The sequence below is a fragment of the Salipiger abyssi genome (assembly GCF_017311415.1).
Lineage (GTDB): Bacteria > Pseudomonadota > Alphaproteobacteria > Rhodobacterales > Rhodobacteraceae > Salipiger > Salipiger abyssi_A.
In genome coordinates, this window is record NZ_JAEKIS010000007.1 from 215,547 (window position 1) to 238,442 (window position 22,896).

Consider the following 22,896-nt stretch of genomic DNA (forward strand, 5'->3'; position numbering starts at 1 on the left):
CGTGCCCGCTTTCCGGGTTACACTCTCCTCCAAGAGGAGTGAGTTGGGTAAAAGGGAGGGCGGGGATGACCGTGACGCCGGAGCCGGGGGTGCCCCCGCTGGCAGAGGTGCGCTTTGCCACGCTGAAGGAGGCGCTGCGCCGGGGCGTGGCCGATCTGAAACGCGCGCCGGGATTTGCGCTGGTCTTTGCGGGCGTCTATGTGCTCGCGGGTCTGCTGATGAGCTGGATCACCTGGGCGACCGGGCAGAGCTACTGGCTGGTGCTGGCGGCGATCGGCTTTCCGCTTCTGGCGCCCTTTGCCGCCGTCGGCTTTTACGATGTCAGCCGGCGGCTGGAACTAGGCTTGCCGCTGGACTGGATGCAGATCTTCAGCGTCATCCTGCGGCAATCGAAACGGCAGCTGCCGTCGATCTGCGCGGTGATCGTCATCGTCTTTCTGTTCTGGTTCTTTCTCGCGCATATGATCTTTGCGCTGTTCATGGGTCTCTCGGTGATGACCAATGTCTCGTCGAGCTACGGGGTGTTTCTGACCGCGAACGGGCTGACCATGCTGGCGGTGGGTTCGGCGGTCGGGGCGGGGTTCGCGGCGCTGCTCTACATGATCACCGTGCTGGCGCTGCCGCTGCTGCTGGACCGTGAAATCGACTTCGTCACCGCGATGATCACGTCGTTCCAGTATGTCGCCGCGCATCCGGCGGTGATGTTCGCCTGGGCGTTCTTCATCGCGGCGGTGACGCTGCTCTCGATGCTGCCGGGCTTTCTCGGGCTGTTCCTGACGCTGCCGGTGCTGGGCCATGCCACATGGCATCTCTACGACCTGCTGAAAACCGGCGCGGCAGCGGACACGGCGGCGCGACCGGTGGCGGTCTGAGCCCCGCGAGGCTCAGACGACGGGCACAGTCTCAGACAAAGGGTTCGTCTATGCGCAGCTGCTTGCGGTGGAAGGGCACCAGTTCCTCTGCCGAGGCATAGCCCGCCGTGCGCGCCGCATCGAGGATGAGCTTGGTGTCGCGACCGAGATATTCATAGACCAGCCGTGCCGCGCGCCGCCCCGTTGGGTTTTCCTGCGTGGTGCGCACGGTGTAGCCGACCCAGTAGGTCTTGGCGAGCGCCGGCACCCGGGCGAGATAGTTGAACGAGGTCGTGACCGCGCCGCGCCGGCTGACCAGCATCGCCAGCCCCTCGGCCTGCGGCATGACCATGCCGCGGAATTCGCGCGTGCGCGGGTCGGTGGGCATGTCATGCATCGACAGCGCCTCCTTTGGCTCGAAGCCGCGCAGGAAGGTGAAGCCCTCGCTGCGCGAGATATGCACGAGCCCGACGACAAATCGGTTTTCCTCGGTGAAGGCCGCGCGGGAGAAGCGGAAAAAGCCCGAAGGGAATTCCTCTTCCGACAGATGGGTGACCCCGGCGCCGATAAAATCGGAGATGAAACTGTGCCCGAGCAGGCTGCGGGGCGTCTGGCTGATCTCTTCTACCGGTTCGAGCAGGATGCGCGCATCGACGCCGAAGAATCGGCAGATCCGATGCAGGACATCCGGGCGCGGAAAGCTTTCTCCGGCCAAATAACGATTGAATTGCGTGCGATTGATGCCAAGATCCCGGCACAGAGCCGAGATTGATTGCGCATCTCGTCCCAGTTTGCGCAAATTGGCTCCGAAAACACCGCGTAATTCGGCCGGGCTTGGTTGTGTATCGTCTCGGCTTAGGTCTCTGGACATTCCGTTTCTTTCCCGCGACGGGGCTGAGCAAGGCGGAAAACCGCCATTTTTGGGCCCTATTTTCTACGGGTTACCGGAAACTGGTGCTTGTTAGCGTCATACGTGATGCCCATTCGCGCCAATTCATAGCGAAACCGACACAAAATGCAACCCAGAGACACGTTTCTTCACATGGGCGAGTGCCAGGAAATACGTAACCCTGTGACAGACGGAGCGGTAAGGGTGTGACAATGTCACAAAAGATGTATGGGGTGGTGCTATGGGCCGACCCCGGAGATCAGAAAGCTGTAATCTGGTGCGAAGACCACGGCGATCTTGCGTTCTATCACGACACAGTGACGAGCGCGCATGAAGGCGTGTCTCTCGATGCCGGGGATCTGATTCAGTTCGATCTGACGCAGGACGAGAATTTGCGTCTCGCCCGCAATCCCAGGCGATTGGTGCAGAGGCAATATCCTGATCTGGCTCAGACTCTGCGCAGCGCCAATGCCGCCGAGGGCGGGGCGTCGCGCTGCCGTGACGCGGCACGCCCGTCGGGCAAGGTCGTTTCCTTTCCCGACAGGCGGTTTCTGGCGGAGACGCTGAAGGCGTCGTGACGTGGTGGTCTGCGGGGTATCAGCTCTGGCCGCGGGCCAGGGCTGCGACGCCGGTACGCGCCACCTGAACCAGCCCCAGGGGCCGCATCAGATCCGCGAAGGCGTCGATCTTGTCCGGCGCGCCGGTGAGCTGGAAGATGAAGCTCTCCAGCGTCGAATCCACCACATTGGCGCGGAAGATATCCGCCAGCCGCAGCGCTTCGACGCGCTTTTCGCCGCTGCCCACCACCTTCATCAGGGCCAGCTCGCGTTCGACCGAGCTGCCCTCGGCGGTGAGGTCGTGCACGTCGCGCACCGAGACGATGCGACCGAGCTGCGCCTTGATCTGCTCGATCACCTGCGGCGTGCCGGTGGTGACGATGGTGATGCGCGACAGGTGCCCCTCGTGGTCGACCTCGGCCACGGTCAGGCTGTCGATATTGTAGCCACGGCCCGAGAACAGGCCGATGACGCGCGCCAGCACGCCGGGCTCGTTTTCCACCAGTACGGTGATCGTGTGCGACTCCTGCACATCCGAGAAGGTCGGGCGCAGGTTGTAGGCCGAGTGTTTGGACGAGCCCTTTTTGATCTGTAGCGCGGACATTGGCATTCCTTTCCGGTCGGAACACGAGAATTTTCATCCGAAAATTCTCGGTTGAAGCAGGGGGCGGCCCGAGATTTTTCGTACGAATAATCTCGGGCGTTCCGGGATCAGACGAGCACGGCGCCCTTGCCGGCAATGGCATTGGTCGCCTTGACGTCGCCGAGCAGCATCTTGTTGTGCGGCTCGCCCGACGGGATCATCGGGAAGCAGTTCTCATGCTTCTCGACCAGGCAGTCGAAGATCACCGGCCCGTCGTAGTTCAGCATCTCCATGATCGCATCGTCCAGATCCTTGGGATCCTTGCAAAGAATGCCCTTGGCGCCGAAGGCTTCGGCGAGCTTGACGAAATCGGGCAGCGCTTCGGACCAGCTCGACGAATAACGTTCGCCATGGAGCAGCTGTTGCCACTGGCGCACCATGCCCAGCCGCTCGTTGTTGAGGATGAACTGCTTGACCGGCAGGCGATACTGCACCGCGGTGCCCATCTCCTGCATGTTCATCAGCCACGAGGCCTCGCCCGCGACGTTGACGACCAGCGAGTCGGGATGGGCCACCTGGACGCCGATGGACGAAGGAGTGCCGTAGCCCATGGTGCCGAGGCCGCCGGAGGTCATCCAGCGGTTGGGATCCTCGAATCCCAGGAACTGCGCGGCCCACATCTGATGCTGGCCGACCTCGGTGCAGATATAGCGGTCCATGCCTTTGGTCAGCGCTTCCAGCCGCTCGAGCGCGTATTGCGGTTTGATGGTGGTTTCGGAGTTTTTGTATTTCAGGCAGTCGACCTGTTTCCACTCCGCGATCTGCCGCCACCATTTCGCCAGCGCCTCGCGGTTGACCTTGCGGCCGCGCGCCTTCCAGACCTTGAGCATGTCCTCCAGCACATGCGCCACGTCGCCGACGATCGGCATATCGGCCTTGATCACCTTGTTGATCGAGCTCGGGTCGATGTCGATATGCGCCTTTTTCGATTTCGGCGAGAACGCGTCGATGCGGCCGGTGATCCGGTCGTCGAAGCGGGCCCCGATATTGATCATCAGATCGCAGCCATGCATCGCGAGGTTGGCCTCGTAGAGCCCATGCATGCCCAGCATGCCCAGCCAGTGCTTGCCGCTGGCCGGATAGGCACCAAGCCCCATCAGGGTCGAGGTGATCGGAATGCCGGTGGCATCGACCAGTTCGCGCAGCAGCTGACTTGCCGCCGGGCCCGAGTTGATCACGCCGCCGCCGGTGTAAAACACCGGGCGCTCGGCGTTTTCCAGCGCCTCGACCAGCTGGGTGATGGTCTCCATGTCGCCCTTGACCTGCGGCTGGTAATGGCCGACCGGCGCCTTGGGCTTGGGCGTGTACTCCGCGCTGGCGAACTGCACGTCCTTGGGAATGTCGACGAGAACCGGGCCAGGCCGGCCCGAGGCCGCCACATGAAACGCCTGATGGATCACCGAGGACAGGTTCGCTGTATCCTTCACCAGCCAGTTATGCTTGGTGCAGGGGCGGGTGATGCCGACGGTATCGGCCTCCTGAAACGCGTCCGAGCCGATCATGAAGGTCGGAACCTGTCCCGAAAGCACGATGATCGGGACGGAATCCATCAGCGCATCGGTGAGTCCGGTGACGGCGTTTGTGGCGCCGGGGCCCGAGGTGACGAGCGCCACGCCGACTTTGCCGGTCGAGCGTGCGTAGCCTTCGGCAGCGTGCACCGCGCCCTGTTCGTGGCGAACGAGGATGTGGCGGATATCGTTCTGCTGAAAGATCTCGTCGTAAATCGGTAGAACCGCGCCACCGGGATAGCCGAATACCGTGTCCACACCCTGATCCTTCAGGGCCTGAACCACCATTTTCGCTCCGGTCATCTGACGTGTCATCGCGTGTCTCCGTTTACGACGTCATTCATTTTTGCGCTGCGCAATAAAAAAGCCCCCGAGAATTTCGGGGGCGCATGGGGATCCGTTATGGTTCCGAGTTACCGGCCCATGCGCCATTTTCCTACAATCAGTACGAGCCGTTCCACGGGGTGGACTCCTTGGTTGCGCGGGGCGGACATTAGGAGCATGGGGCAGGGGCGTCAACCTTGGAATCCGCGAAAAATCACATTCCGCGCGGCTTTGTTTTTGCGAAAGTTTCCAGATGGCGCTTTCAGGCGACATTTTCGGAAAGAATTTGGGCTGTTTTCGAAATGGGGCAGAGATTCAGACACATTTCTCCCGCCCGGCGCAAGGTGGCCGGGCGAGCCGGGTCAAGGCCGGCGCGCGGCTTCGTGATTTGCGTGAAACATGATTTTGCGGCAATCTGAACTTATCGGTTCAGTATCCGCTGAGGGAGGATGACATGGCCATCCATCGCACGTTCCACAAAACCGCCCGCGATTTCACCATGCTTAAGGCGGCGCTGCTTGTGGCGCTTCTAGTGCTGGCGCATCTGCTGGGGCCTGCGCGGGACGCGGGGGGCGAGATTGCTCGGGATGCGGTGAACCACCCCCGGTTGCTTCAAGTGCTGTTGAAAGACTGCGGTGAGAGCCGGGGCGCGGGGCCGTTGATCTAGGCGAACGGGATGCGCGAAGGCAAGCGCGGGTGTTCGGGCACGCCGCGCAGAGGCGCTCTCAAACGTTGACGCCGGTGCCCTGCAAGACGCCATGCTCCAGCGCATAGCGGGTGAGGCCCGCGGTAGAGCTGATGCCGAGCTTGCGCTTGATGTTCTTGCGGTGGGTCTCGACCGTGCGCACCGAGATATCCAGAGCCAGCGCCACCTCCTTGTTGGATTTTCCCTGCGCCAGCTGCAACAGCACCGTCTGTTCGCGGTTGGTGAGCTGTTCGCGCCCGCCTGTCATCACCGGGCGCAGCGCGCCCTCGGCACCGGTGCAGAGATAGCGCCCGCCCGCCATGACCGTGTCGATGGCGCGCTTGATCTCGTCGGTGGGCACGTCCTTGAGCACGTAGCCCACCGCGCCATGCCCCAGCGCCGTCGAAATATATTCCGGCGTGTCATGCATCGACAGCACCAGGATCCTCGTCTCAGGGCGCCGTTCGAGGATCATCTCGGTGGCCGACAGCCCGTTCAGGCCGGGCATGTTGAGATCCATCAGGATCACGTCGGGCGCCAGCTCGTCCAGCGCGTCGATCATCTCCTGTCCGCCGGAGAGCGTGCCCACCACGTCGATCTCGTCATAGCTATCGAGGATCGCCTCGATCCCCTCCGCCACGAGCGGATGATCGTCGACAATGGCAACTCGGGTGGGGCGGGTCATGCGCGGGCCCTCGGCGTCGAAGCGCTGCCATCCTCGGGTGGCAGCAGGTGGGACAGGGGAATTTGCGCCTCGATAACGGTGCCAGAGCGCGAGGACAAGACGCGCAGCGTGCCGCCGAGCTGGTCCATGCGCTCCTGCATGTTGCGCAGCCCGATGCCGCGATGACCCTTGCCGGTCTCCGGGTCGATGCCGTGGCCGTTGTCGGAGACCCGTAGTGTCGCGCCCCGGCGGTGGCCGCGCAGGTCCATATCGACCCGCGTGGCGCCGGAATGGCGCTCGATATTGGTCAGCGCCTCCTGCGCGATGCGGTAGAGCGCGATGCGCCCCTCCTGGTCGATGCGGTTGCGGAACACCACCGTCTCGAACACCGTCTCGATGCCGGTGCGGGCGTGGAAATCGTCGGTCAGCGCCTTCAGCGCCGGCCCGAGCCCGAGATCGTCGAGCGTGCCGGGCCGTAGGTCGCGGCTGATGCGGCGGACCTCCTGAATGGCGCCGAGCAGGTTTTCCTGCCCGCGCTCCAGCGCCTGACCGGCGCGGGCATCGCCGGTGATCAGTCGCCGCCTTGCGATCTCCAGCGCGTATTTCACCCCGACGAGGATCTGGCTGATGCCATCGTGCAGTTCGCGGGCCACGCGACCGCGCTCTTCTTCCTGTGCGTCAAAGACACGTTGGGTCAGCTCCTTGAGCTTGGCATCCGCCAGCCGTCGCTCGCGGATGTTCAGCATCAGCCCCGACAGGAACACCGTCAGCAGCGCCGAGAGGGTGATGCCGCCGATATAAAGGAAGGTGTGCCGCACCCGTTCCTCGACACCCGCCCGCGCCGCCGCCACCTGCTCGACGACATCGTCGATCCAGACGCCGGTGCCCACCGCCCATTGCCAGTCCTGAAAGCCCAGCACGAAGGAGATCATCCGCGCCTCCTCGCCGGTCGAGGGTTTCGGCCAGAGATAGGTGTGATAGCCCGAGCCCTGTCGCGCGATCTCGATCAGCCGGTCGGTGATCGGCGTGCCCTCGCTGTCCTCCAGCCCGGACCAGTCGCGCCCGATCATTTCGGTGCGGCGGGGGGAGACGAGGTTGGTGCCGTCGTAATCATAGACGAAGAACGACCCGTCATCGCCATAGATCATTGCCGCGAGGATCTGCGAGACCCGGGTCTTGGCCTCTTCGTCATCGGGGGCGGCGACACCGTAGATGAAGTAAAAGCCATTGCGCGCCTGGGTGACGTAATTGCGCAGTTCCTGCTTCTTGGTTTCGATGAGCTGGGTCTCCAGCGTGCGGATCTCGCTTTCCGCCATCGCGCGGGATTGCGAGGCCACCACGACCGAAATCGCCGCCGCCGCAACGATCAGCGGCACCGAGGCCAGAAGAAAGAGCTTCTGGCCGTAACTCAGGTGCAGACGGTCGAGAATCGCGGGCATGGCCTCGGATATCGGTTGATTCGTACCCGATCAAACCATGAAACAGGTCCGTTCCCCAACGGCATGCAGTTTTCAGAGCGCTTTATTCCAGGGCTTTCGCGCAAGAATGCTGCCCGTCTACGTAGCACTGGGTATTTTCCTTTGATTGCGCTCTCACTAGGCTGCCGGAACACGAAGATCCGCGCAGTCCGGAGGAGCGGTATTGCGCACGTCAATTCGGGAGGACATCAATGGATCGCCGTTCTTTTCTGAGGGCCACCACGGCCGGTGGCGCTGCCGCCGCCGCGACCTCGCTTGCAGCGCCTGCCTACGCTCAGGGTCGCCGCACGCTCACCCTCGTCACCACCTGGGGCCGCGGCCTCGCAGGTGTACATGACAACGCACAATACTGCGCCGACCAGATCACCGCGGCAACCGACGGTCAGCTGACCGTCGAGCTCAAGGCTGCCGGCGAGCTCGTGGGCGCCTTCGAGGTGTTCGACGCCGTGTCCGCAGGTCAGGCCGACATGTATCACGGGGTGGATTACTACTTCCTCGGCCAGCATCCGGCGATCAGCTTCTTCAGCCAGATCCCGTTCGGCATGAACTTCATGGAATATGCCAACTGGTATTACCATGACGGCGGCATGGCGCTGTGCGACGAGCTCTACTCGATCTTCGGCCTCAAGGCCTTCCCGTCGGGCAATACCGGCCCGCAATCGGGCGGCTGGTTCTCCAAGGAGATCACCTCGCCCGAAGACTTCCAGGGCCTCAAGTTCCGCATGCCGGGGCAGGGCGGTCAGGTGCTGGGCAAGCTCGGCGCATCGGTGCAGAACCTGCCGGGCGCGGAAGTGTACCAGGCGCTCAGCTCGGGCGCGATCGACGGCACCGAGTGGATCGGTCCCTGGGCCGACGAGAAGGCCGGCTTCCAGGAAATCACCAAGACCTACTATACCGCAGGCTTCCATGAGCCGGGGCCGAACCTGAACCTGACGATGAACCTTGAGGTGTACGAGAGCCTGACGCCCGCGCAGCAGGAAATCGTCTCGCAGGTCGCCCGCGCCGGCAACCTCTGGACGATGTCGCTCTTCATGGCCAACAACTCGGCGGCGCTTCAGCGTCTCCAGTCCGGCGGCGTCAAGATCATGGAATTCCCCGACAGCGTCTGGGACGCGTTCGGCGCGGCGGCCAAGGAAGTGGTCGAAGAGCCGATGGGCGACGAGCTCTACAAGCGCTGCTACGACAGCTACATGGCGTCGCTCTCTTCTTCGGCGCAGTGGATCAGCCGCTCCGAAGGCGCCTTCTCGGCGCAGCGGAACCGCGTCATGGGTCTCTGACCCGGCATATCGCGCAGTTGACGCCCCCGCGTATCCCGCGGGGGCGTATCTGCTTTCTAACAAGATCCTGCGGCGGCCCGCCCGAAAGCGGGGCAGAGCACGTCCCGGGACGACACACCGCAAACAGGGGCTCAGGTCATGGAAGACGCAGCCACGGGCGGAGCGTTCGGCGCAATCCTGAACGGCTTGGTCTGGTTCTTCAGCAATATTGCCATGTCCTTCTACAATTTCGGCTACGCGCTGACGCATCCGTCAAGCTGGCTGAACTGGTCGGACAGCGAAGCGGTCATGCGCTTCGTGTATTACGGCGCATCGCCGGAGCTGTTCTTTGTCGTGTTCACGACGGTGCTGGTGCTGACCGTCATCGGGATCTGGCGCAACAGCGTCATGTGGGGCATGGTCCGGGGGCTCGAAGCCTTCGGCAACACCGTGGGCCGCGTCGCCGCCTGGGCGGGGCTGATCATGGTGCTGCAACAGGTGGTGATCATCTTCGTGCAGCGCATCTTTGCCCGGCCCGACCTGTCCTTCGGTTTTGGCGTGCCGGTGACCTTCGATGTGAGCTGGTGGTCGGAAGAGCTTAAGCTCTACAACGCCATCGTCGTGGCGCTGTGCCTTGCCTATACCTTCATCCAGGGCGGCCATGTGCGCGTCGATCTGGTCTATGCGCCGGTGAAATACCGCACCAAAAAGATCATCGACATGTTCGGCAGCCTGTTCTTCATGCTGCCCATGGCCACGCTGATGTGGCTCTATTCCTGGTTCTTCCTGTGGCGCCATCTCATCGTGCCCAAGCCCTCGGCCTCCGAAGGGCTCGACCGGCTGCTGATGAAATCGCGCGCGCTGCGCTGGAATGTCGAGACCATCGGCTTCAGCCCCAACGGCTTTTCCGCCTATTTCCTCTTCAAGATCCTCATCGTCCTGATGTGCGGCTTCATCTTCCTCCAGGGCGTGACCTTCTTCTGGCGCTCCTACCTGGAATGGAAGGAAGGCGAGGAGAGCGAGGGCAAATATCACGATCACGACCGGGTCGAGACGGGCGAAGAAGCCTACGACCACGCGGAATTCTGAGAGGGATCTGACACATGCTATTCGGCCTGGACGGCGTCGAGATCGGTCTGATCATCGTCTTTCTCACGCTCTTTTCCGCCATTCTCTCCGGCTTCCCGGTGGCCTTTGCCATCGGCGGCGCGGGGGTGATCTCCTTTGGCATCATCGCCGCGCTCGACAGCGCGGGGCTGCTGGTGCACCAAGCCATCGACACCGGATCGGAGGCCTATAACGCGCTGGTCGCCAGCGGGGTGAAGGAAGACGCGATTTCGATCTTCCGATACCCGGAGCTGCCGCGCTACGCGATGCCGGTCTTTGACCGCGGCTGGGAAGTGGCGCTCGACCGCAATGTCTCGTTTATCGTCAACCGCATCAACGAGCGGGTGATCGCGGGCCAAAGCATCGAGACGCTGCTCGCGGTGCTGATGTTCGTGATGATGGGCATCGTGCTGGAGCGCTCCAAGATCGCCGACGATCTGCTCAAGACCATGGCGCGGGTCTTTGGCCCGCTGCCCGGCGGTCTGGCGGTTTCCATCGTGGTGGTGGGCGCGTTCCTCGCCGCCTCCACCGGCATCGTCGGCGCCACCGTGGTGACCATGGGCCTGCTGGCCCTGCCCACCATGCTGCGCAACAACTATTCGCCCGAGCTGGCGACCGGGGTCATCGCGGCCTCGGGCACGCTGGGGCAGATTATTCCGCCCTCCATCGTGATCGTGCTTTTGGGCACGCTGGCGGGCGATCTCTATTCGACCGCGCAGGAGGCCCGGGCGCAATCCATGGGCTGCACCGACGCACTGACCTATCTCGGCGAGCCGGCGGTGGTCTCTGTCGGCACGCTCTTTCAGGCGGCGCTGCTGCCGGGGATCCTGCTGGCGGTGCTCTATGCCGCCTATGCCTTCGGCTTTGCCATGTTCAACCCGTCCAAGGCGCCGCCGGTGCATGGCGAGGCGGCCATGGGCGAGCCGGTGACGCGCGGCGAGGCCTTCACCTGGTATCTCGGCGTGCCGCTGCTGCTGATCGTGGCGACCATCGGCCTTAGCCAGGTCAATATGGTCGGTTCGCAGTCGCTGACCGTGTCGAGCTTCTCCGATGTCGGTCAGACCGCCAGCCTGCGCACCAATGTCGGCGAGCAGTGCCAGGAAGCGATGATCGAGCTGCACGGCCAGTCGGCCTGGGACGAGGCCGTCGCGCAGCAGGCCGAGATCGACGCCGCCGGCGGTGTCGATCAGGGTCACCGCCTCACCGATGAGGAACGGGCGGCAGCGCTTCAGGCAAAGATCGACAATGCCGCGCCCATCGGTACCGGCATCGCGGTGATCGCTGTGCTGCTCGGAATCGTGCTGGCCTGGGGCAGGGCGGTTTCGCCCAGCTCCGAGCCGCTGCCGCTGCTCATTGGCGGCGCCGGGCTGGCGCTGGGGCTCATTGTGGATGCGCTCTTCATCGGGCCGCAGATGTCACCGGGTGCTACCGTGGCGTTGATGGCCGTGCCGTGGATCCTGGCGCTGTATGGGGCCAAGCACGCGGCGCAACGCCTGTCGCAGAACGATCTGATCCGGGTGGTCTTCCCGCCGCTGGTGCTGATCGTGGCGGTGCTGGGCTCGATCCTCGGCGGCATCACCAACCCGACGCCGGCGGCCGCGCTCGGCGCCGCGGGGGCGATCATGCTGGCCGCCTACCGCAAGCTGCGCGAACAGGACCGCTCGCCCAAGGTGATCCTGTGGTCGACCTTCGCGGTGGTGGTGATGATCCTCGTCGGCGTCAATTTCGACCTGCGGGTGAATGCGGAGTCGGTGAGTGCCGAGAGCTGGATCGCCTTCCTCGTGGCGCAGGCGGCCTATCTCTATGCGCTCTTCGGCTTGCTCTTTGCCTGCTGGGTGCTGCTCAAGGCCGGGGTTCTGGGGCCGGCGGTGCGCGAGACCGCCAAGGTGACCTCGATGGTGTTCACCATCCTCGTGGCCTCGCAACTCTTGAACCTCGTGGTGATCTCCTTCGGCGGCGAGCACTATATCCAGCAGTTCCTGCAAAGCTTCGACGACGAGCACAAGGTGTTCCTGATCGTCATGCTGGTGCTGTTCATCCTGGGTTTCGTGCTGGATTTCCTCGAGATCATCTACATCGTGGTGCCCATCGTCGGGCCGGTGATCTATGGCGGCTCCTTCGATCCGAAATGGGTGACGATCATGATCGCGGTGAACCTGCAAACCTCGTTCCTGACCCCGCCCTTCGGCTTCGCGCTGTTCTATCTGCGCGGCGTGGCGCCGGCGAGCGTAACCACGGGCCATATCTATCGGGGGGTGCTGCCCTTCGTGGCGATCCAGGTGGCGGGTCTGGCGCTTTTGTGGTTCGCGCCGGGGATCGTGACGATCATCCCGGACCTGATCCCGAACTGATCGGGAATGCTGGTCGAGGCATGGAAAAGCGGGCCTTTTGGCCCGCTTTTTCGGTTTTGGGGGGAGGGAGCGCTATACAGGCAAAGATCCCTAGCTCAATCCCCGCACCTCTGGCCCGGAATCAAGGCGAAGCCGCCGGGCCCAGCGGCTGCCCGTCCTGGCGGGCTGCCGCTTTGGTGACGTTGGCGTATAGCTGAGAGGTCCTTCGGATCTGGCTGGGATAAAGTACGGGATTCAGCGGGCAGAGCGTCAGCCCACGGGCAGCCGCTGGGCCCGGCTTCCGTTGCGCATGTTGTGCGGCAGCCTGTGCTAGACCACCACCGCAGCCCCGTTCGACGCCAGCCCGACATTCTGCCGGAACGCCTCGAACAGCTCGCGCCCGACGCCGTGACCGTTGCCCGTGAGATCCGCCGTCACCGGTTCGCGCGCCTCAAAGCCCTCTTCCAGACAGCTCAGCGTGCCCGCCACCGCGTCGACCCGTACCAGATCGCCGTCGCGCAGCCTGGCCAGCGGCCCGCCATCGGCGGCCTCGGGGCAGATATGGATCGCCGAGGGCACCTTGCCCGACGCGCCCGACATGCGCCCGTCGGTGACCAGCGCCACCTTGAGCCCGCGATCCTGCAACACCGCCAGCGTCGGGGTCAGCGAGTGCAGCTCGGGCATGCCGTTTGATTTCGGCCCCTGAAAGCGCACCACCACAATCGTGTCCTCGGTGAATTCGCCCGCCTTGAAGGCATCCTTCACCTCCGACTGATCGTGAAAGATCCGCGCCTTCGCCTCGATCACATGGCGCTCGGGCGCCACGGCGGAGATCTTCATCATGCCATGGCCGAGATTGCCGTAAAGCTGCTTGAGCCCGCCGGTGGGCTGGAACGCCTCTCCTGCCGGGCGCAGGATCTTGTCGTTCTGGCTGCCCTTCGGCGCCTCTTCATAGCTCACCACACCGTCCCGCAGCTTGGGCTCCTGCGTGTAGAGCGACAGCCCGTCGCCCGCGACGGTTTTCACATCCTCATGCAGCAGGCCTGCGTCCAGCAGCTCGCCGATGAGGAATTGCAGCCCGCCGGCGGCGTGGAAATGGTTCACGTCGGCAAGCCCGTTGGGATAGACCTTGGCCATCAGCGGCGTGACCGAGGAAATCGCGTCGAAATCCTCCAGCGTCAGCTCGATCCCCGCGGCGCGCGCCATGGCGGGCAGGTGCAGCACGAGGTTGGTCGAGCCGCCGGTGGCCATCAGCCCGACAATGCCGTTCACGAATGCCTTGGCGTCGAGGATGTCGCAGACCGGGCGATAATCATTGCCGAGCCGGGTGATCTCCAGCGCCCGCGTCGCGCCCACCGTGGTCAGCGCGTCGCGCAGCGGCGTGTTTGGGTTCACGAAGCTCGCGCCCGGCAGGTGCAGCCCCATGATCTCCATCAGCATCTGGTTGGAATTGGCGGTGCCGTAAAAGGTGCAGGTGCCCGGCCCGTGATAAGAGGCCATCTCCGCCTCCATGAGCTTGTCGCGCCCGACCTCTCCGGCGGCGTATTGCTGGCGCACCTTGGCCTTTTCGTCATTGGGCAGACCGCTGGTCATCGGGCCGGCGGGCAGGAAGATGCCGGGAATATAGCCGAAGGTCGCCGCCGCGATCACCAGCCCCGGCACGATCTTGTCGCAGACGCCGAGATAGACCGCCGCGTCGAAGGTGTTGTGCGAGAGCGCCACCCCCGCCGCCAGCGCGATCACATCGCGCGAAAAGAGCGACAGCTCCATGCCGACCTGGCCCTGGGTGACGCCGTCGCACATGGCGGGCACGCCGCCGGCCACCTGCGCGGTGCCGCCGGCGCCGCGCGCCGCATCGCGGATGATCTGGGGAAAGCGCTCAAAGGGCTGATGCGCCGAGAGCATGTCGTTATAGGCCGAGACGATACCGAGATTGGGCACGTGCCCCTCGGCCAGCGCGCTCTGGTCCACACCCATCGCCGCATAGGCATGGGCCTGGTTGCCACAGGTCAGATGCGCCCGGCGCGGGCCTTCGTCGGCGGCGCGGCGCATGCGGTCGAGATAGGTGGCGCGGCGGGTCTCCGAGCGTGCTTCGATGGCGTCTGTGACCTTGGCGATCGTGGCGTCGAGGGGCATAGCAGGGATCCTTTCTCTGGCCGCCCCGCTTGCGCGGCGGGGCATCGCTTGCCCCAGCATGTAAATCGGTTAGCGCTATCAGTAAAGCGTTAAGCCACGCGCTGGCGGATCGTGGCAGGGATTGGCGGACAGGGTGCGATGGCTCTGCCCTGTTTCCGGGCAATCGCGGACGTCGCGGCAACGCGCGCAAGCTGACTCATTTCCGTGCTTTTCTCGCTCCGGGCGCCGCGCTATGGGAGCATCATGACAGCCGAATTGCCAGTCGTCCGCCTGACGCCCAAAGCCAATGTCCGCGCCATCCGCCGCGGCTTTCCCTGGATCTATGCCAACGAGCTGGTGCTCGACCGCCGCACCAAGGCGCTGGCTCCCGGCACCGTCGCGGTGCTGGAGGATTCCGCGCGCATGCCGGTGGGGCTGGTGGGGGTCACCCCGGCCTCGAAGATCGCCGCGCGCATGCTCGACCGCGACGCAAAGGCCGGGATCGGCTATGACTGGCTGGTGGCGCGGCTGACGCGGGCGCTGGCGCTGCGCGAACGGCTTTATCCGACGCCCTATTACCGGCTGGTCCACGCCGAGGCCGACGGGCTGCCCGGGGTGATCATCGACCGCTTTGGCGACACCGCCGTGATCCAGCCCAATGCCGCCTGGGCCGAAATGCTGCTGACCCCGCTCGCCGAGGCGCTGGCCGAGGTCGCCGGCGTGCGCAATATCCTGAAGAACGCCGGCTCGCGCGGGCGCCAGCTCGAAGGGCTCGACGACACCAATGCCGTGCTGCTGGGCGCCGCGCCCGATGCGCCGCTGCCGGTGGAGATGAACGGCGCCACCTATATGGCCGATCTGACCGGCGGGCAGAAGACCGGGCTCTTCTACGACCAGCGCCCGAACCACGCCTTTGCGGCGCGGCTGGCCGGGGGGCAGGCGGTGCTCGATGTGTTTTCCCATGTGGGCGGCTTTGCCCTGGCCGCGCTGGCCGGCGGCGCCGCTTCGGCGCTGGCGGTGGACGGCTCGGCGCCCGCGCTGGCGCTGGCCGAAGAGGGCGCGCAGCGCATGGGCGCCAGCGCGCGGTTCAGCACCCGTCAGGGCGATGCCTTCGACATGCTGACCGATCTCGGCGACGACGGCGCGCGCTTCGGCCTCGTTGTCTGCGACCCGCCGGCCTTTGCGCCGTCGAAACCGGCGCTCGATGCCGGGCTGCGCGCCTATGAGCGGGTGGCGCGGCTCTCGGCGCCGCTGGTCGAGGAGGGCGGCTATCTGGTGCTCTGCTCCTGCTCGCATGCCGCCGATCTGTCGAGCTTCACCGGCGCCTGCCTGCGTGGCATCGGTCGCGCCGGGCGTCGCGCGCAGCTCCTCCACACCGGTTTTGCCGGTCCCGATCACCCGCTGCTGCCGCAACTGGCGGAGTCGGGCTATCTCAAGGCGCTGGTCTTCCGGCTGTGAAGGTGCTGCTCGACACCTGCGTGCTCTACCCCACGGTGATGCGCGAGGTGCTGCTGGGCGTGGCGGCGGCGGGGCTTTTCACGCCGCTCTGGTCGGAGCGTATCCTTGAGGAATGGGCGCGGGCGGCGCGCAAGCTCGGCCCAATGGGCGAGGTGCAGGCGCGCGGCGAGATCGCGCAGGTGCGCGCCAAATGGCCCGGCGCCGAGGTGAGCTGGAAACCCTCGCTGGAGGCGCGGCTCTGGCTGCCCGATCCGGCGGATCTGCACGTTCTGGCCGCCGCCATTGCCGGCAGTGCCGATCTGATCGTCACCGAAAACGCCAAGGATTTCCCGCGCGGCATCCTCGCCGAAGAGGGCCTGTCGCGGGTCGATGCCGACGGCTTCCTGCGCGGGCTCTACGAGGCGCAGCCGGGGCTGGTGCGCGAGGCCTGCGAGGCGGTGCTGGACGAGGCGCGGCGGCTTTCGGGCGAGGACTGGACCATGCGCCGCCTGCTGAAAAAGGCCCGCCTGCCGCGTCTGGGCAAGGCGCTGGAGGCCGGCGCCTGAACGGGCAGACCCGAGCGCGGCGATATGTAGCGCCGCAACGTCGCAGATCTGTCATCCGCCCGCGTTATGCTGAGCGCCTGTCAAGGCATTCGGGACAAACGGAAAATGAAGGATCTCATCGGCAACGGGATTGGCGCCGCGGCGCTTGCGGCGGAGCTTGAGGGGCTGCTTTCCGAACTGCGCGCCTCGGTCATCGCTGAAGCGGAGGGCACGCTTTCCGGCTGGGCGCCGGCGCTGCACGACACCGCCTTCCGCGAGCGGGCCGAGAACCTCGCGCAATATCTCGCCCTGCGCAAACGCGACCTGACGGATGTGCAGGCGGCGCTCTCGGCGCTGGGGCTGTCCTCGCTGGGCCGGGCGGAGGCGCATGTGATCGCCACGCTCGACTCGGTGATCGCGACGCTTCAGGCGCTGGAGGGCGACGCGCCGGCAACCGACCGTGCGCTGCGGCCCGGCGCGGCGCTCACGGCGCATGTGCTGCGCGACCGTGACCTGATCTTCGGCGCCGATCCCGCCGGCCCCGAGACTCGCATCATGATCACCCTGCCGAGCGAGGCGGCGGATGACCCGGCGTTGGTCGCCTCGCTCATCGCCGCCGGCGCCACCTGCGTGCGGATCAACTGCGCCCATGACACACCCGAGGCCTGGGCGCGCATGGCGCAATATGCCCGCGACGCCGCCGCGCAGCTGGGCCGGGATGTGAAAGTGGTGATGGATCTGGCCGGCCCCAAGGTGCGCACGCTGGATATCCGGATGCCCAAGGCCTTCCTCAAGCGCGAAAAGAAGAAGCGCCTGAAAAAGCTGGAAGAGGCGGGGATCGACCCGCGCGCCGCCGGTCCGAAGCTGATGAGAGGCGACCGCCTGCGCCTCGTCCGGGCGGTGACCGGGGCGGGCGATCTGCCGGAGGCCAGCCTCAGCCACCCCGAGCTGCTCGACCGTGCCGCTGTCGGCGCGCGGCTCTGGTTCGACGATGGCAAGCTCTCGGCGCGGGTGGTGGCGCGTGATGGCGACAGCGCGCTGCTGGAGGTCGAGACCGCCGCGGATACCGGCACGCGGCTGGCGCCCGAGAAGGGTGTGAACCTGCCGGGGATCGACATTGACATCCCGGCACTGGCCGAGGCCGATCAGGACGCGCTCGACACGGTGGTGACGCTGGCGGATGCCATCGGCTTTTCCTTCGTTCAGACGCCGGAGGATATCCGCGCCCTGCACACGGCGCTCGATGCGCGGCTTCCCGAAGGTGCGGCCCGCCCGGCAGTGATCCTAAAGATCGAGACCGAGCGCGCGGTGCGCAACCTGCCGCGGCTGATCGTGCAGGCGGGCAGCGCCGGACCGGTGGCGGTGATGATCGCGCGCGGCGATCTGGCGGTGGAGATCGGGCTGATCCGGCTGGCCGAGATCCAGGAGGAAATCCTGTGGATCTGCGAGGCCGCCGGCGTGCCGGTGGTCTGGGCGACGCAGGTGCTCGAGGGGCTGGCCAAGCTCGGCAGCGCCAGCCGCGCCGAGGCCACCGACGCGGCGATGGCGCAGCGCGCCGAATGTGTCATGCTGAACAAGGGCCCGCACGCGGCGGAGGCGGTGGGGTTTCTCAGCCGCATCCTTCGCCGCATGGACCGGCATTATTCCAAGAAATCCCCCCGGCTCGGGCCGCTGCGCGCCTGGCATGGGCCGCAGGATCTGTAAGGCCTGTGCCAGCTCTGCCGCCGTAGGGTTGCGGGGCGGCATGGGGGCTGGTAATCCCTTTGAGATAATCCGATATTTTTAATCGGAAAGCGCAGAGGGCAGCTCCGCTTGAAGACACCACGGCTGGAAATCCGCGATCTTGTGCGCCGCTTCGAAGGGCGCAGCGTGGTCGATCACGTTTCGCTGACGATCCAGCCCGGCCATGTCACCTGCCTGCTGGGGCCGTCGGGCTGCGGCAAGTCGACGACGCTGCGGATGATCGCCGGCGTCGACATGCAGGACGAGGGCACCATCCATGTGGACGGCAACCTGATCTGCGACACGGTGTTCCGCGTGCCGCCGGAGCGGCGCCGGATCGGGCTGATGTTCCAGGATTTCGCGCTCTTCCCGCATCTCTCGGTGGGCGAGAACGTGGCCTTTGGCCTCAAGGGTCCGAAGGCGGAGAAACGCGCCCGCGCGCTGGAGCTGCTCGAACGGGTGGGGCTCGCGCATTACATCGACGAATATCCGCACCAGCTGTCTGGCGGTGAGCAGCAGCGCGTGGCTTTGGCCCGGGCGCTCGCGCCGCGCCCCAAGATCATGCTGATGGACGAGCCGTTTTCCGGACTCGACAACCGGCTGCGCGACGGCATCCGCGACGAGACGCTGGCGCTTTTGAAAGAGGAAGGCGCCTCGGTGCTGCTGGTCACGCATGAGCCCGAAGAGGCGATGCGCATGGCCGACGAGATCGCGCTGATGCGCGATGGGCGCATCGTGCAGCGCGGCGCACCCTACAATATCTACAACGCGCCCGCCGACAAGGCGGCTGTGGCGTTTTTCAGCGACATCAACGTGTTGCGCGGAAAAGTTCAAGGAGCGCTTACAGAGACTCCCTTTGGCCAGTTCCTGGCGCCGGGGGTGCCCGATGGCGATGAGGTGGAGATTGTCTTCCGTCCGCAGCATGTGGGCATCGACTTCGACCGCGCCGGGCGCGGCCCCAACCCCACCGCCATGGCAGGCACGCCGGCGCGCGGCGTGGTGGAGCGGGCGCGGTTCATGGGGTCGGAAAGCCTCGTGGAATATCGGATGGATTTCAACGGCGAGGTGCTGAAGGCGACGGTGCCCAATGTCTTCCTGCCGAAGCCCGGCACGCCGATGTGGCTGACGGTGCGGCGCGACCGGTGCTTTGTGTTCCCGGTGAAATGACGCCCCTGCCGACACGCTCAACCGCGCCCGTATCCGCTAAGTCGGTGGTGAAGCCAGGCCTTCCCGGTCCCCTCGGAACGGCCCGGCACCTGCCCGCGTTACCGCCCATACGCGGAAGCTACGGGAGAGAACGCGCGAGATGTGGGACTGGATCGGAACGCAGGCACCGGCGCTGAACGCCGTTCTGAACGCGCTGATGCTGGTGATCTGGCTGGCCTATCTTCAGCTTTTCTTTACCAGCTTCCGGCGCGCCAACCGCACGGTGGTGCATATCGGCATGGCGTCGGAAAACGGCGAGGATGCGCGCTGCCTCGTCACCAATATGGGCTCTGACGTCGCCTATATCCTTGCCGTGCTGATCGAGCTGGATTTCGGCGACGAGCGGCGTTCGGCCACCGTCACCGATCGGGTCGAAGACGACGATCCCGTGGGCGGCGATTTCCGCGACAAAACCAATCAGGGGCCGCTGCGCGGTGGCGAGGCCATCGACATCGGGTCGCTGCGCAGGATCGTGAAGCGGGCCGCCCATCAGATGGACGAAGATATGAGCCTCGACCGCTGCGAAGCGGTCGACATCACCGTGGTTGTGGCCGCGCAGCAGGCCCACAAGCTGTCAGGCGGCAGGAAGCGCTACGAGATTTCGCGCGAGGCCGGACGGATGCGCTTCCGCCCGTCTAGCGTGCTTACCGCGCAAGTCGGGTCGCGCCGGCAACAGCGAGAGTTGCTGCAACGGGTCAATGGCTGAGACGGCTCAGCGACCCTGACGCCGCGCCATGAAGGCCAGCCGTTCGAAAAGATGCACATCCTGCTCGTTCTTCAGCAGTGCGCCGTGCAGACGCGGCAGGGCGCTGGCGCCGTCGCGCTTGAGATCCTCGGCATCGAGATCTTCGGCCAGCAGCAGTTTCAACCAGTCCAGCACCTCCGAGGTGGAGGGTTTCTTCTTCAGCCCGCTCTGCTCGCGCAGCTCGTAGAACTGGGTGAGCGCGGCGGTGAGCAGGCTCTGCTTGATGCCCGGGTGATGCACCTCGACAATGCGGCGCAGCGTCTCGTGATCGGGGAACTTGATGTAGTGGAAAAAGCACCGGCGCAGGAAGGCGTCGGGCAGCTCTTTCTCGTTGTTGGAGGTGATGATCACGATCGGGCGCACCCGCGCTTTCACCGTCTCACCGGTCTCGTAGACATGGAACTCCATCTTGTCGAGTTCCTGGAGCAGGTCGTTGGGGAACTCGATATCCGCCTTGTCGACCTCGTCGATCAGCAGCACGACCTTGTTCTCCGCCTCGAAGGCCTGCCAGAGCTTGCCCTTGCGGATATAGTTCGACACGTCATGCACGCGCTCGTCGCCGAGCTGGCTGTCGCGCAGCCGGCTCACCGCGTCGTATTCATAAAGCCCCTGCTGCGCCTTGGTGGTGGATTTGATGTTCCACTCGATCATCGGCAGGCCCAGCCCGGCGGCAACCTGGCGGGCCAGCTCGGTCTTGCCCGTGCCGGGCTCGCCCTTGACCAGAAGCGGCCGTTCCAGCGTGATCGCGGCGTTCACCGCCATGGTCAGATCGTCGGTGGCGACGTAATCGTCGGTGCCGTCAAAGCGCATTGCGGGCTCCTTTGGGATTGCCTGAAAAGGGATAGTGACACATCCCGTGCAGTGCAAGCGGCGCCCCCTGCGACGGTGCGTGACGGGGTGCAAAGCGCCTTTGTTTCCTGCGCGGAAAGCCTCTGCCCGCGGTTTGGGCATTTGTCGCCCGTTGGCCGGGAAATCGCCCGAAAAACGTACGCTTGCCATCTGATTGTGTAGTGACAACCTGCGGGGGTTCGGCTAAGTGCAGCCTCGCAAGGGGTGCTGCCGGGCGGCTGGGCAAACCAGGCCGCCGCGCGGCTTTTCAGAGGGAGCAGAAATGAAGCCCGAAACCTTCCTTCCGGACGACTACCGTCCCGCCGAGGACGAGCCGTTCATGAACGAGCGCCAGCTCGAATATTTCCGCCGCAAGCTGATTGCCTGGAAAAACGACATTCTTGCAGAAAGCCGCGACACCATCGAGGCGCTGCAGGAAGCCACCCGCAATATTCCCGACGTCACCGACCGCGCCAGCGAAGAGACCGACCGTGCCATCGAGCTGCGCACGCGCGATCGTCAGCGCAAGCTGGTCGCCAAGATCGACTCGGCGCTGCGCCGCATCGACGAGGGCGAATACGGCTATTGCGAGGTCACCGGCGAGCCGATCTCGCTCAAGCGCCTCGACGCGCGCCCCATCGCGACCATGAGCCTCGAAGCGCAGGAGCGCCACGAACGCCGCGAAAAGGTGCATCGCGACGACTGATGCCGGCGCGGGGGCCGCGCAGGGCGCGGTTTTCGGGAGAGAGATCACGATCAAAGCGCCGGGGCGACCGCTCCGGCGCTTTGCGTTCCCGGGAAAGCCCGGGCGAGAAGAAGGCAGGTTTCATGGCGCTCACGGGCAGGAAAATCATCGTCGCGGGCGGCGGCATCGGCGGGCTTGCGGCGGCGCTGGCGCTGCGGCGCCACGGCGCCGAGGTGCGGGTGCTGGAACAGGCGGGCGAGATCAACGAGGTCGGTGCCGGCATCCAGGTCAGCCCCAACGGGCTGCGGGTGATCGAGGCGCTGGGGCTGGGGGCGGCGCTGCGCGCGCGCTCCTGCCGGGGCCGGGCGGTGGTGCTGCGCGATCACCGCGAGGGCGAGGCGGTGCTGCGGCTCGATCTCGGGCGGCTGCCGGGCGGGCAGGAATATTACTTCGTGCATCGCGCCGATCTGGTGGATCTCCTCGCTTGCGCCGCGCGCGCGGCGGGGGTCGAGATCCGGCTGCTGCAAAAGGTGCGGGACATCACGTCCGGCGACCGGCCCGCGCTGGAGCTCTGCAATGGCGACCGGGTGGGCGGCGATCTGGTGGTGGGGGCCGACGGGCTGCATTCGGTGATCCGCGCGGCGCTGAACGGCGTGCTGACGCCGTCCTTCACCGGGCAGGTGGCCTGGCGCGCGGTGGTGCCGAACATCTTTGGTCATCCGCCCGAGGTGCATGTGCATATGGGGCCGGGCCGGCATCTGGTGAGCTACCCGCTGCGCGACGGCTCCAGCGTCAACCTCGTCGCCGCCGAGGAGCGCAAAGGCTGGGTTGAGGAAAGCTGGTCGCATGAGGATGCGCCGGAGAACCTGCGCGCGGCCTTTGCCGGCTTTGGCGGTGCGGTACCGGCGATGCTGGGCGCGGTGGACCGGGTCGGGCTCTGGGGGCTCTTCCGCCATCCGGTGGCGCGGCATTGGCATGCGCCGGGCGTGGCGATCCTGGGCGACGCGGCACATCCGACGCTGCCCTTCATGGCGCAGGGGGCGAATATGGCGCTTGAGGATGCCTGGTCGCTGGCGACCTGCCTGGCCTCCGACGCCGATCAGGCGGCGGCGCTGACGCGGTATCAGAGCCGGCGGCGCGACCGCTGCGCGCGGATCGTGGCCGCGGCCACCTCCAATGCCTGGAAATACCACCTGCGCAACCCGCTCATCCGCGGCGCGGCGCATCTGGGGCTGGGTCTGGCCGGGCGCCTGGCGCCCGAGCGCATGTTGCGGCAGTTCGACTGGATCTACGGTCACGACGTGACCTCGATCGCCTGAAC

The 22,896-nt window shown here is 65.5% G+C and carries 20 protein-coding genes; 13 read left to right on the top strand and 7 right to left on the bottom strand.

Annotated elements, in window-relative coordinates; translation table 11 throughout:
* Positions 1 to 65 precede the first annotated feature (65 nt).
* Positions 66 to 872 carry a DUF2189 domain-containing protein gene (locus I6N89_RS12120; protein WP_207018710.1) on the top strand — a complete coding sequence of 269 codons (807 nt, stop codon included), beginning with the start codon at positions 66 to 68 and terminating at the stop codon, positions 870 to 872.
* A gap of 31 nt (positions 873 to 903) precedes the next feature.
* Here the strand turns inward: I6N89_RS12120 and I6N89_RS12125 are convergent, their stop codons facing one another.
* Positions 904 to 1,722, bottom strand: a complete 819-nt coding sequence (locus I6N89_RS12125; RefSeq protein WP_207018711.1) for a helix-turn-helix domain-containing protein — start codon at positions 1,720 to 1,722, stop codon at positions 904 to 906.
* A gap of 230 nt (positions 1,723 to 1,952) precedes the next feature.
* Between I6N89_RS12125 and I6N89_RS12130 the strand changes: the two genes are divergently transcribed.
* Positions 1,953 to 2,318: a hypothetical protein gene (locus tag I6N89_RS12130; RefSeq protein ID WP_207018712.1), complete on the top strand. Its 366-nt coding sequence runs from the start codon at positions 1,953 to 1,955 to the stop codon at positions 2,316 to 2,318.
* Positions 2,319 to 2,337: 19 nt separating this feature from the next.
* Here I6N89_RS12130 and ilvN read toward each other — a convergent pair whose 3' ends face one another.
* Both ilvN and I6N89_RS12140 read right to left on the bottom strand, forming a co-directional pair.
* Complete coding sequence (gene ilvN / locus I6N89_RS12135) at positions 2,338 to 2,901, bottom strand: acetolactate synthase small subunit (protein ID WP_207018713.1); 564 nt, start codon at positions 2,899 to 2,901, stop codon at positions 2,338 to 2,340.
* A gap of 107 nt (positions 2,902 to 3,008) precedes the next feature.
* The gene (locus tag I6N89_RS12140; protein WP_207018714.1) at positions 3,009 to 4,763 is read right to left on the bottom strand and encodes an acetolactate synthase 3 large subunit; all 1,755 of its coding nucleotides are present in this window, start codon (positions 4,761 to 4,763) and stop codon (positions 3,009 to 3,011) included.
* A 463-nt stretch (positions 4,764 to 5,226) separates the two neighbouring features.
* Here I6N89_RS12140 and I6N89_RS12145 point away from each other — a divergent pair, with 463 nt between their 5' ends.
* Positions 5,227 to 5,439, top strand: coding sequence for a hypothetical protein (locus tag I6N89_RS12145; protein ID WP_207018715.1), 213 nt, complete (start codon positions 5,227 to 5,229; stop codon positions 5,437 to 5,439).
* 58 nt (positions 5,440 to 5,497) lie between these two features.
* On the opposite strand, the gene I6N89_RS12150 is transcribed toward I6N89_RS12145, so the two are convergent.
* Together I6N89_RS12150 and I6N89_RS12155 are read right to left on the bottom strand one after the other, a co-directional pair.
* Entirely contained in the window at positions 5,498 to 6,142 is a 645-nt protein-coding gene (locus I6N89_RS12150; RefSeq protein ID WP_207018716.1) for a response regulator transcription factor, read from the bottom strand.
* Complete coding sequence (locus I6N89_RS12155; protein WP_207018717.1) at positions 6,139 to 7,560, bottom strand: cache domain-containing protein; 1,422 nt, start codon at positions 7,558 to 7,560, stop codon at positions 6,139 to 6,141. The genes I6N89_RS12150 and I6N89_RS12155 overlap by 4 nt, the downstream gene beginning before the upstream one ends.
* 230 nt (positions 7,561 to 7,790) lie before the next feature.
* On the opposite strand from I6N89_RS12155, the gene I6N89_RS12160 reads away from it, so the two are divergent.
* From I6N89_RS12160 to I6N89_RS12170, 3 genes are all read left to right on the top strand, one after another.
* Positions 7,791 to 8,876 (top strand): TRAP transporter substrate-binding protein, encoded by a 1,086-nt coding sequence (locus I6N89_RS12160; protein WP_207018718.1) that lies wholly within the window; start codon positions 7,791 to 7,793, stop codon positions 8,874 to 8,876.
* A 138-nt stretch (positions 8,877 to 9,014) separates the two neighbouring features.
* Positions 9,015 to 9,944, top strand: a complete 930-nt coding sequence (locus I6N89_RS12165; RefSeq protein WP_207018719.1) for a TRAP transporter small permease subunit — start codon at positions 9,015 to 9,017, stop codon at positions 9,942 to 9,944.
* 14 nt (positions 9,945 to 9,958) lie between these two features.
* Positions 9,959 to 12,313, top strand: coding sequence for a TRAP transporter large permease (locus I6N89_RS12170; RefSeq protein ID WP_207018720.1), 2,355 nt, complete (start codon positions 9,959 to 9,961; stop codon positions 12,311 to 12,313).
* A gap of 309 nt (positions 12,314 to 12,622) precedes the next feature.
* Here I6N89_RS12170 and edd read toward each other — a convergent pair whose 3' ends face one another.
* Entirely contained in the window at positions 12,623 to 14,428 is a 1,806-nt protein-coding gene (edd, locus tag I6N89_RS12175; protein ID WP_207018721.1) for a phosphogluconate dehydratase, read from the bottom strand.
* Positions 14,429 to 14,671: 243 nt separating this feature from the next.
* Between edd and I6N89_RS12180 the strand changes: the two genes are divergently transcribed.
* From I6N89_RS12180 to I6N89_RS12200, 5 genes are all read left to right on the top strand, one after another.
* Positions 14,672 to 15,865, top strand: coding sequence for an RSP_2647 family RNA methyltransferase (locus I6N89_RS12180; RefSeq protein ID WP_207018722.1), 1,194 nt, complete (start codon positions 14,672 to 14,674; stop codon positions 15,863 to 15,865).
* Positions 15,862 to 16,410, top strand: coding sequence for an RSP_2648 family PIN domain-containing protein (locus I6N89_RS12185; RefSeq protein WP_207018723.1), 549 nt, complete (start codon positions 15,862 to 15,864; stop codon positions 16,408 to 16,410). Before I6N89_RS12180 ends, I6N89_RS12185 begins: the two co-directional genes overlap by 4 nt.
* Before the next feature lie 105 nt (positions 16,411 to 16,515).
* Positions 16,516 to 18,093 (top strand): pyruvate kinase, encoded by a 1,578-nt coding sequence (locus I6N89_RS12190; RefSeq protein ID WP_207018724.1) that lies wholly within the window; start codon positions 16,516 to 16,518, stop codon positions 18,091 to 18,093.
* 108 nt (positions 18,094 to 18,201) lie between these two features.
* Positions 18,202 to 19,278, top strand: coding sequence for an ABC transporter ATP-binding protein (locus I6N89_RS12195; protein WP_207018725.1), 1,077 nt, complete (start codon positions 18,202 to 18,204; stop codon positions 19,276 to 19,278).
* A gap of 139 nt (positions 19,279 to 19,417) precedes the next feature.
* Positions 19,418 to 20,023, top strand: coding sequence for a hypothetical protein (locus tag I6N89_RS12200; RefSeq protein ID WP_207018726.1), 606 nt, complete (start codon positions 19,418 to 19,420; stop codon positions 20,021 to 20,023).
* A gap of 6 nt (positions 20,024 to 20,029) precedes the next feature.
* Here the strand turns inward: I6N89_RS12200 and I6N89_RS12205 are convergent, their stop codons facing one another.
* Positions 20,030 to 20,872 carry an AAA family ATPase gene (locus I6N89_RS12205; RefSeq protein WP_207018727.1) on the bottom strand — a complete coding sequence of 281 codons (843 nt, stop codon included), beginning with the start codon at positions 20,870 to 20,872 and terminating at the stop codon, positions 20,030 to 20,032.
* A 301-nt stretch (positions 20,873 to 21,173) separates the two neighbouring features.
* Between I6N89_RS12205 and dksA the strand changes: the two genes are divergently transcribed.
* Together dksA and I6N89_RS12215 are read left to right on the top strand one after the other, a co-directional pair.
* Positions 21,174 to 21,596: an RNA polymerase-binding protein DksA gene (gene dksA, locus I6N89_RS12210; RefSeq protein WP_076705136.1), complete on the top strand. Its 423-nt coding sequence runs from the start codon at positions 21,174 to 21,176 to the stop codon at positions 21,594 to 21,596.
* A 122-nt stretch (positions 21,597 to 21,718) separates the two neighbouring features.
* Entirely contained in the window at positions 21,719 to 22,894 is a 1,176-nt protein-coding gene (locus I6N89_RS12215) for an FAD-dependent monooxygenase (RefSeq protein ID WP_207018728.1), read from the top strand.
* Positions 22,895 to 22,896: the final 2 nt, after the last annotated feature.

What these genes read in the sequence shown, in the direction of transcription:
- I6N89_RS12140 (WP_207018714.1), bottom strand. Translation starts at nt 4,763, where the DNA reads ATGACACGTCAGATGACCGGAGCGAAAATGGTGGTTCAGGCCCTGAAG.
- I6N89_RS12200 (WP_207018726.1), top strand. Translation starts at nt 19,418, where the DNA reads ATGTGGGACTGGATCGGAACGCAGGCACCGGCGCTGAACGCCGTTCTG.
- dksA (WP_076705136.1), top strand. Translation starts at nt 21,174, where the DNA reads ATGAAGCCCGAAACCTTCCTTCCGGACGACTACCGTCCCGCCGAGGAC.
- I6N89_RS12205 (WP_207018727.1), bottom strand. Translation starts at nt 20,872, where the DNA reads ATGCGCTTTGACGGCACCGACGATTACGTCGCCACCGACGATCTGACC.
- I6N89_RS12215 (WP_207018728.1), top strand. Translation starts at nt 21,719, where the DNA reads ATGGCGCTCACGGGCAGGAAAATCATCGTCGCGGGCGGCGGCATCGGC.
- I6N89_RS12120 (WP_207018710.1), top strand. Translation starts at nt 66, where the DNA reads ATGACCGTGACGCCGGAGCCGGGGGTGCCCCCGCTGGCAGAGGTGCGC.
- I6N89_RS12125 (WP_207018711.1), bottom strand. Translation starts at nt 1,722, where the DNA reads ATGTCCAGAGACCTAAGCCGAGACGATACACAACCAAGCCCGGCCGAA.
- I6N89_RS12180 (WP_207018722.1), top strand. Translation starts at nt 14,672, where the DNA reads ATGACAGCCGAATTGCCAGTCGTCCGCCTGACGCCCAAAGCCAATGTC.
- edd (WP_207018721.1), bottom strand. Translation starts at nt 14,428, where the DNA reads ATGCCCCTCGACGCCACGATCGCCAAGGTCACAGACGCCATCGAAGCA.
- I6N89_RS12190 (WP_207018724.1), top strand. Translation starts at nt 16,516, where the DNA reads ATGAAGGATCTCATCGGCAACGGGATTGGCGCCGCGGCGCTTGCGGCG.
- I6N89_RS12165 (WP_207018719.1), top strand. Translation starts at nt 9,015, where the DNA reads ATGGAAGACGCAGCCACGGGCGGAGCGTTCGGCGCAATCCTGAACGGC.
- ilvN (WP_207018713.1), bottom strand. Translation starts at nt 2,901, where the DNA reads ATGTCCGCGCTACAGATCAAAAAGGGCTCGTCCAAACACTCGGCCTAC.
- I6N89_RS12170 (WP_207018720.1), top strand. Translation starts at nt 9,959, where the DNA reads ATGCTATTCGGCCTGGACGGCGTCGAGATCGGTCTGATCATCGTCTTT.
- I6N89_RS12150 (WP_207018716.1), bottom strand. Translation starts at nt 6,142, where the DNA reads ATGACCCGCCCCACCCGAGTTGCCATTGTCGACGATCATCCGCTCGTG.
- I6N89_RS12160 (WP_207018718.1), top strand. Translation starts at nt 7,791, where the DNA reads ATGGATCGCCGTTCTTTTCTGAGGGCCACCACGGCCGGTGGCGCTGCC.
- I6N89_RS12145 (WP_207018715.1), top strand. Translation starts at nt 5,227, where the DNA reads ATGGCCATCCATCGCACGTTCCACAAAACCGCCCGCGATTTCACCATG.
- I6N89_RS12155 (WP_207018717.1), bottom strand. Translation starts at nt 7,560, where the DNA reads ATGCCCGCGATTCTCGACCGTCTGCACCTGAGTTACGGCCAGAAGCTC.
- I6N89_RS12130 (WP_207018712.1), top strand. Translation starts at nt 1,953, where the DNA reads ATGTCACAAAAGATGTATGGGGTGGTGCTATGGGCCGACCCCGGAGAT.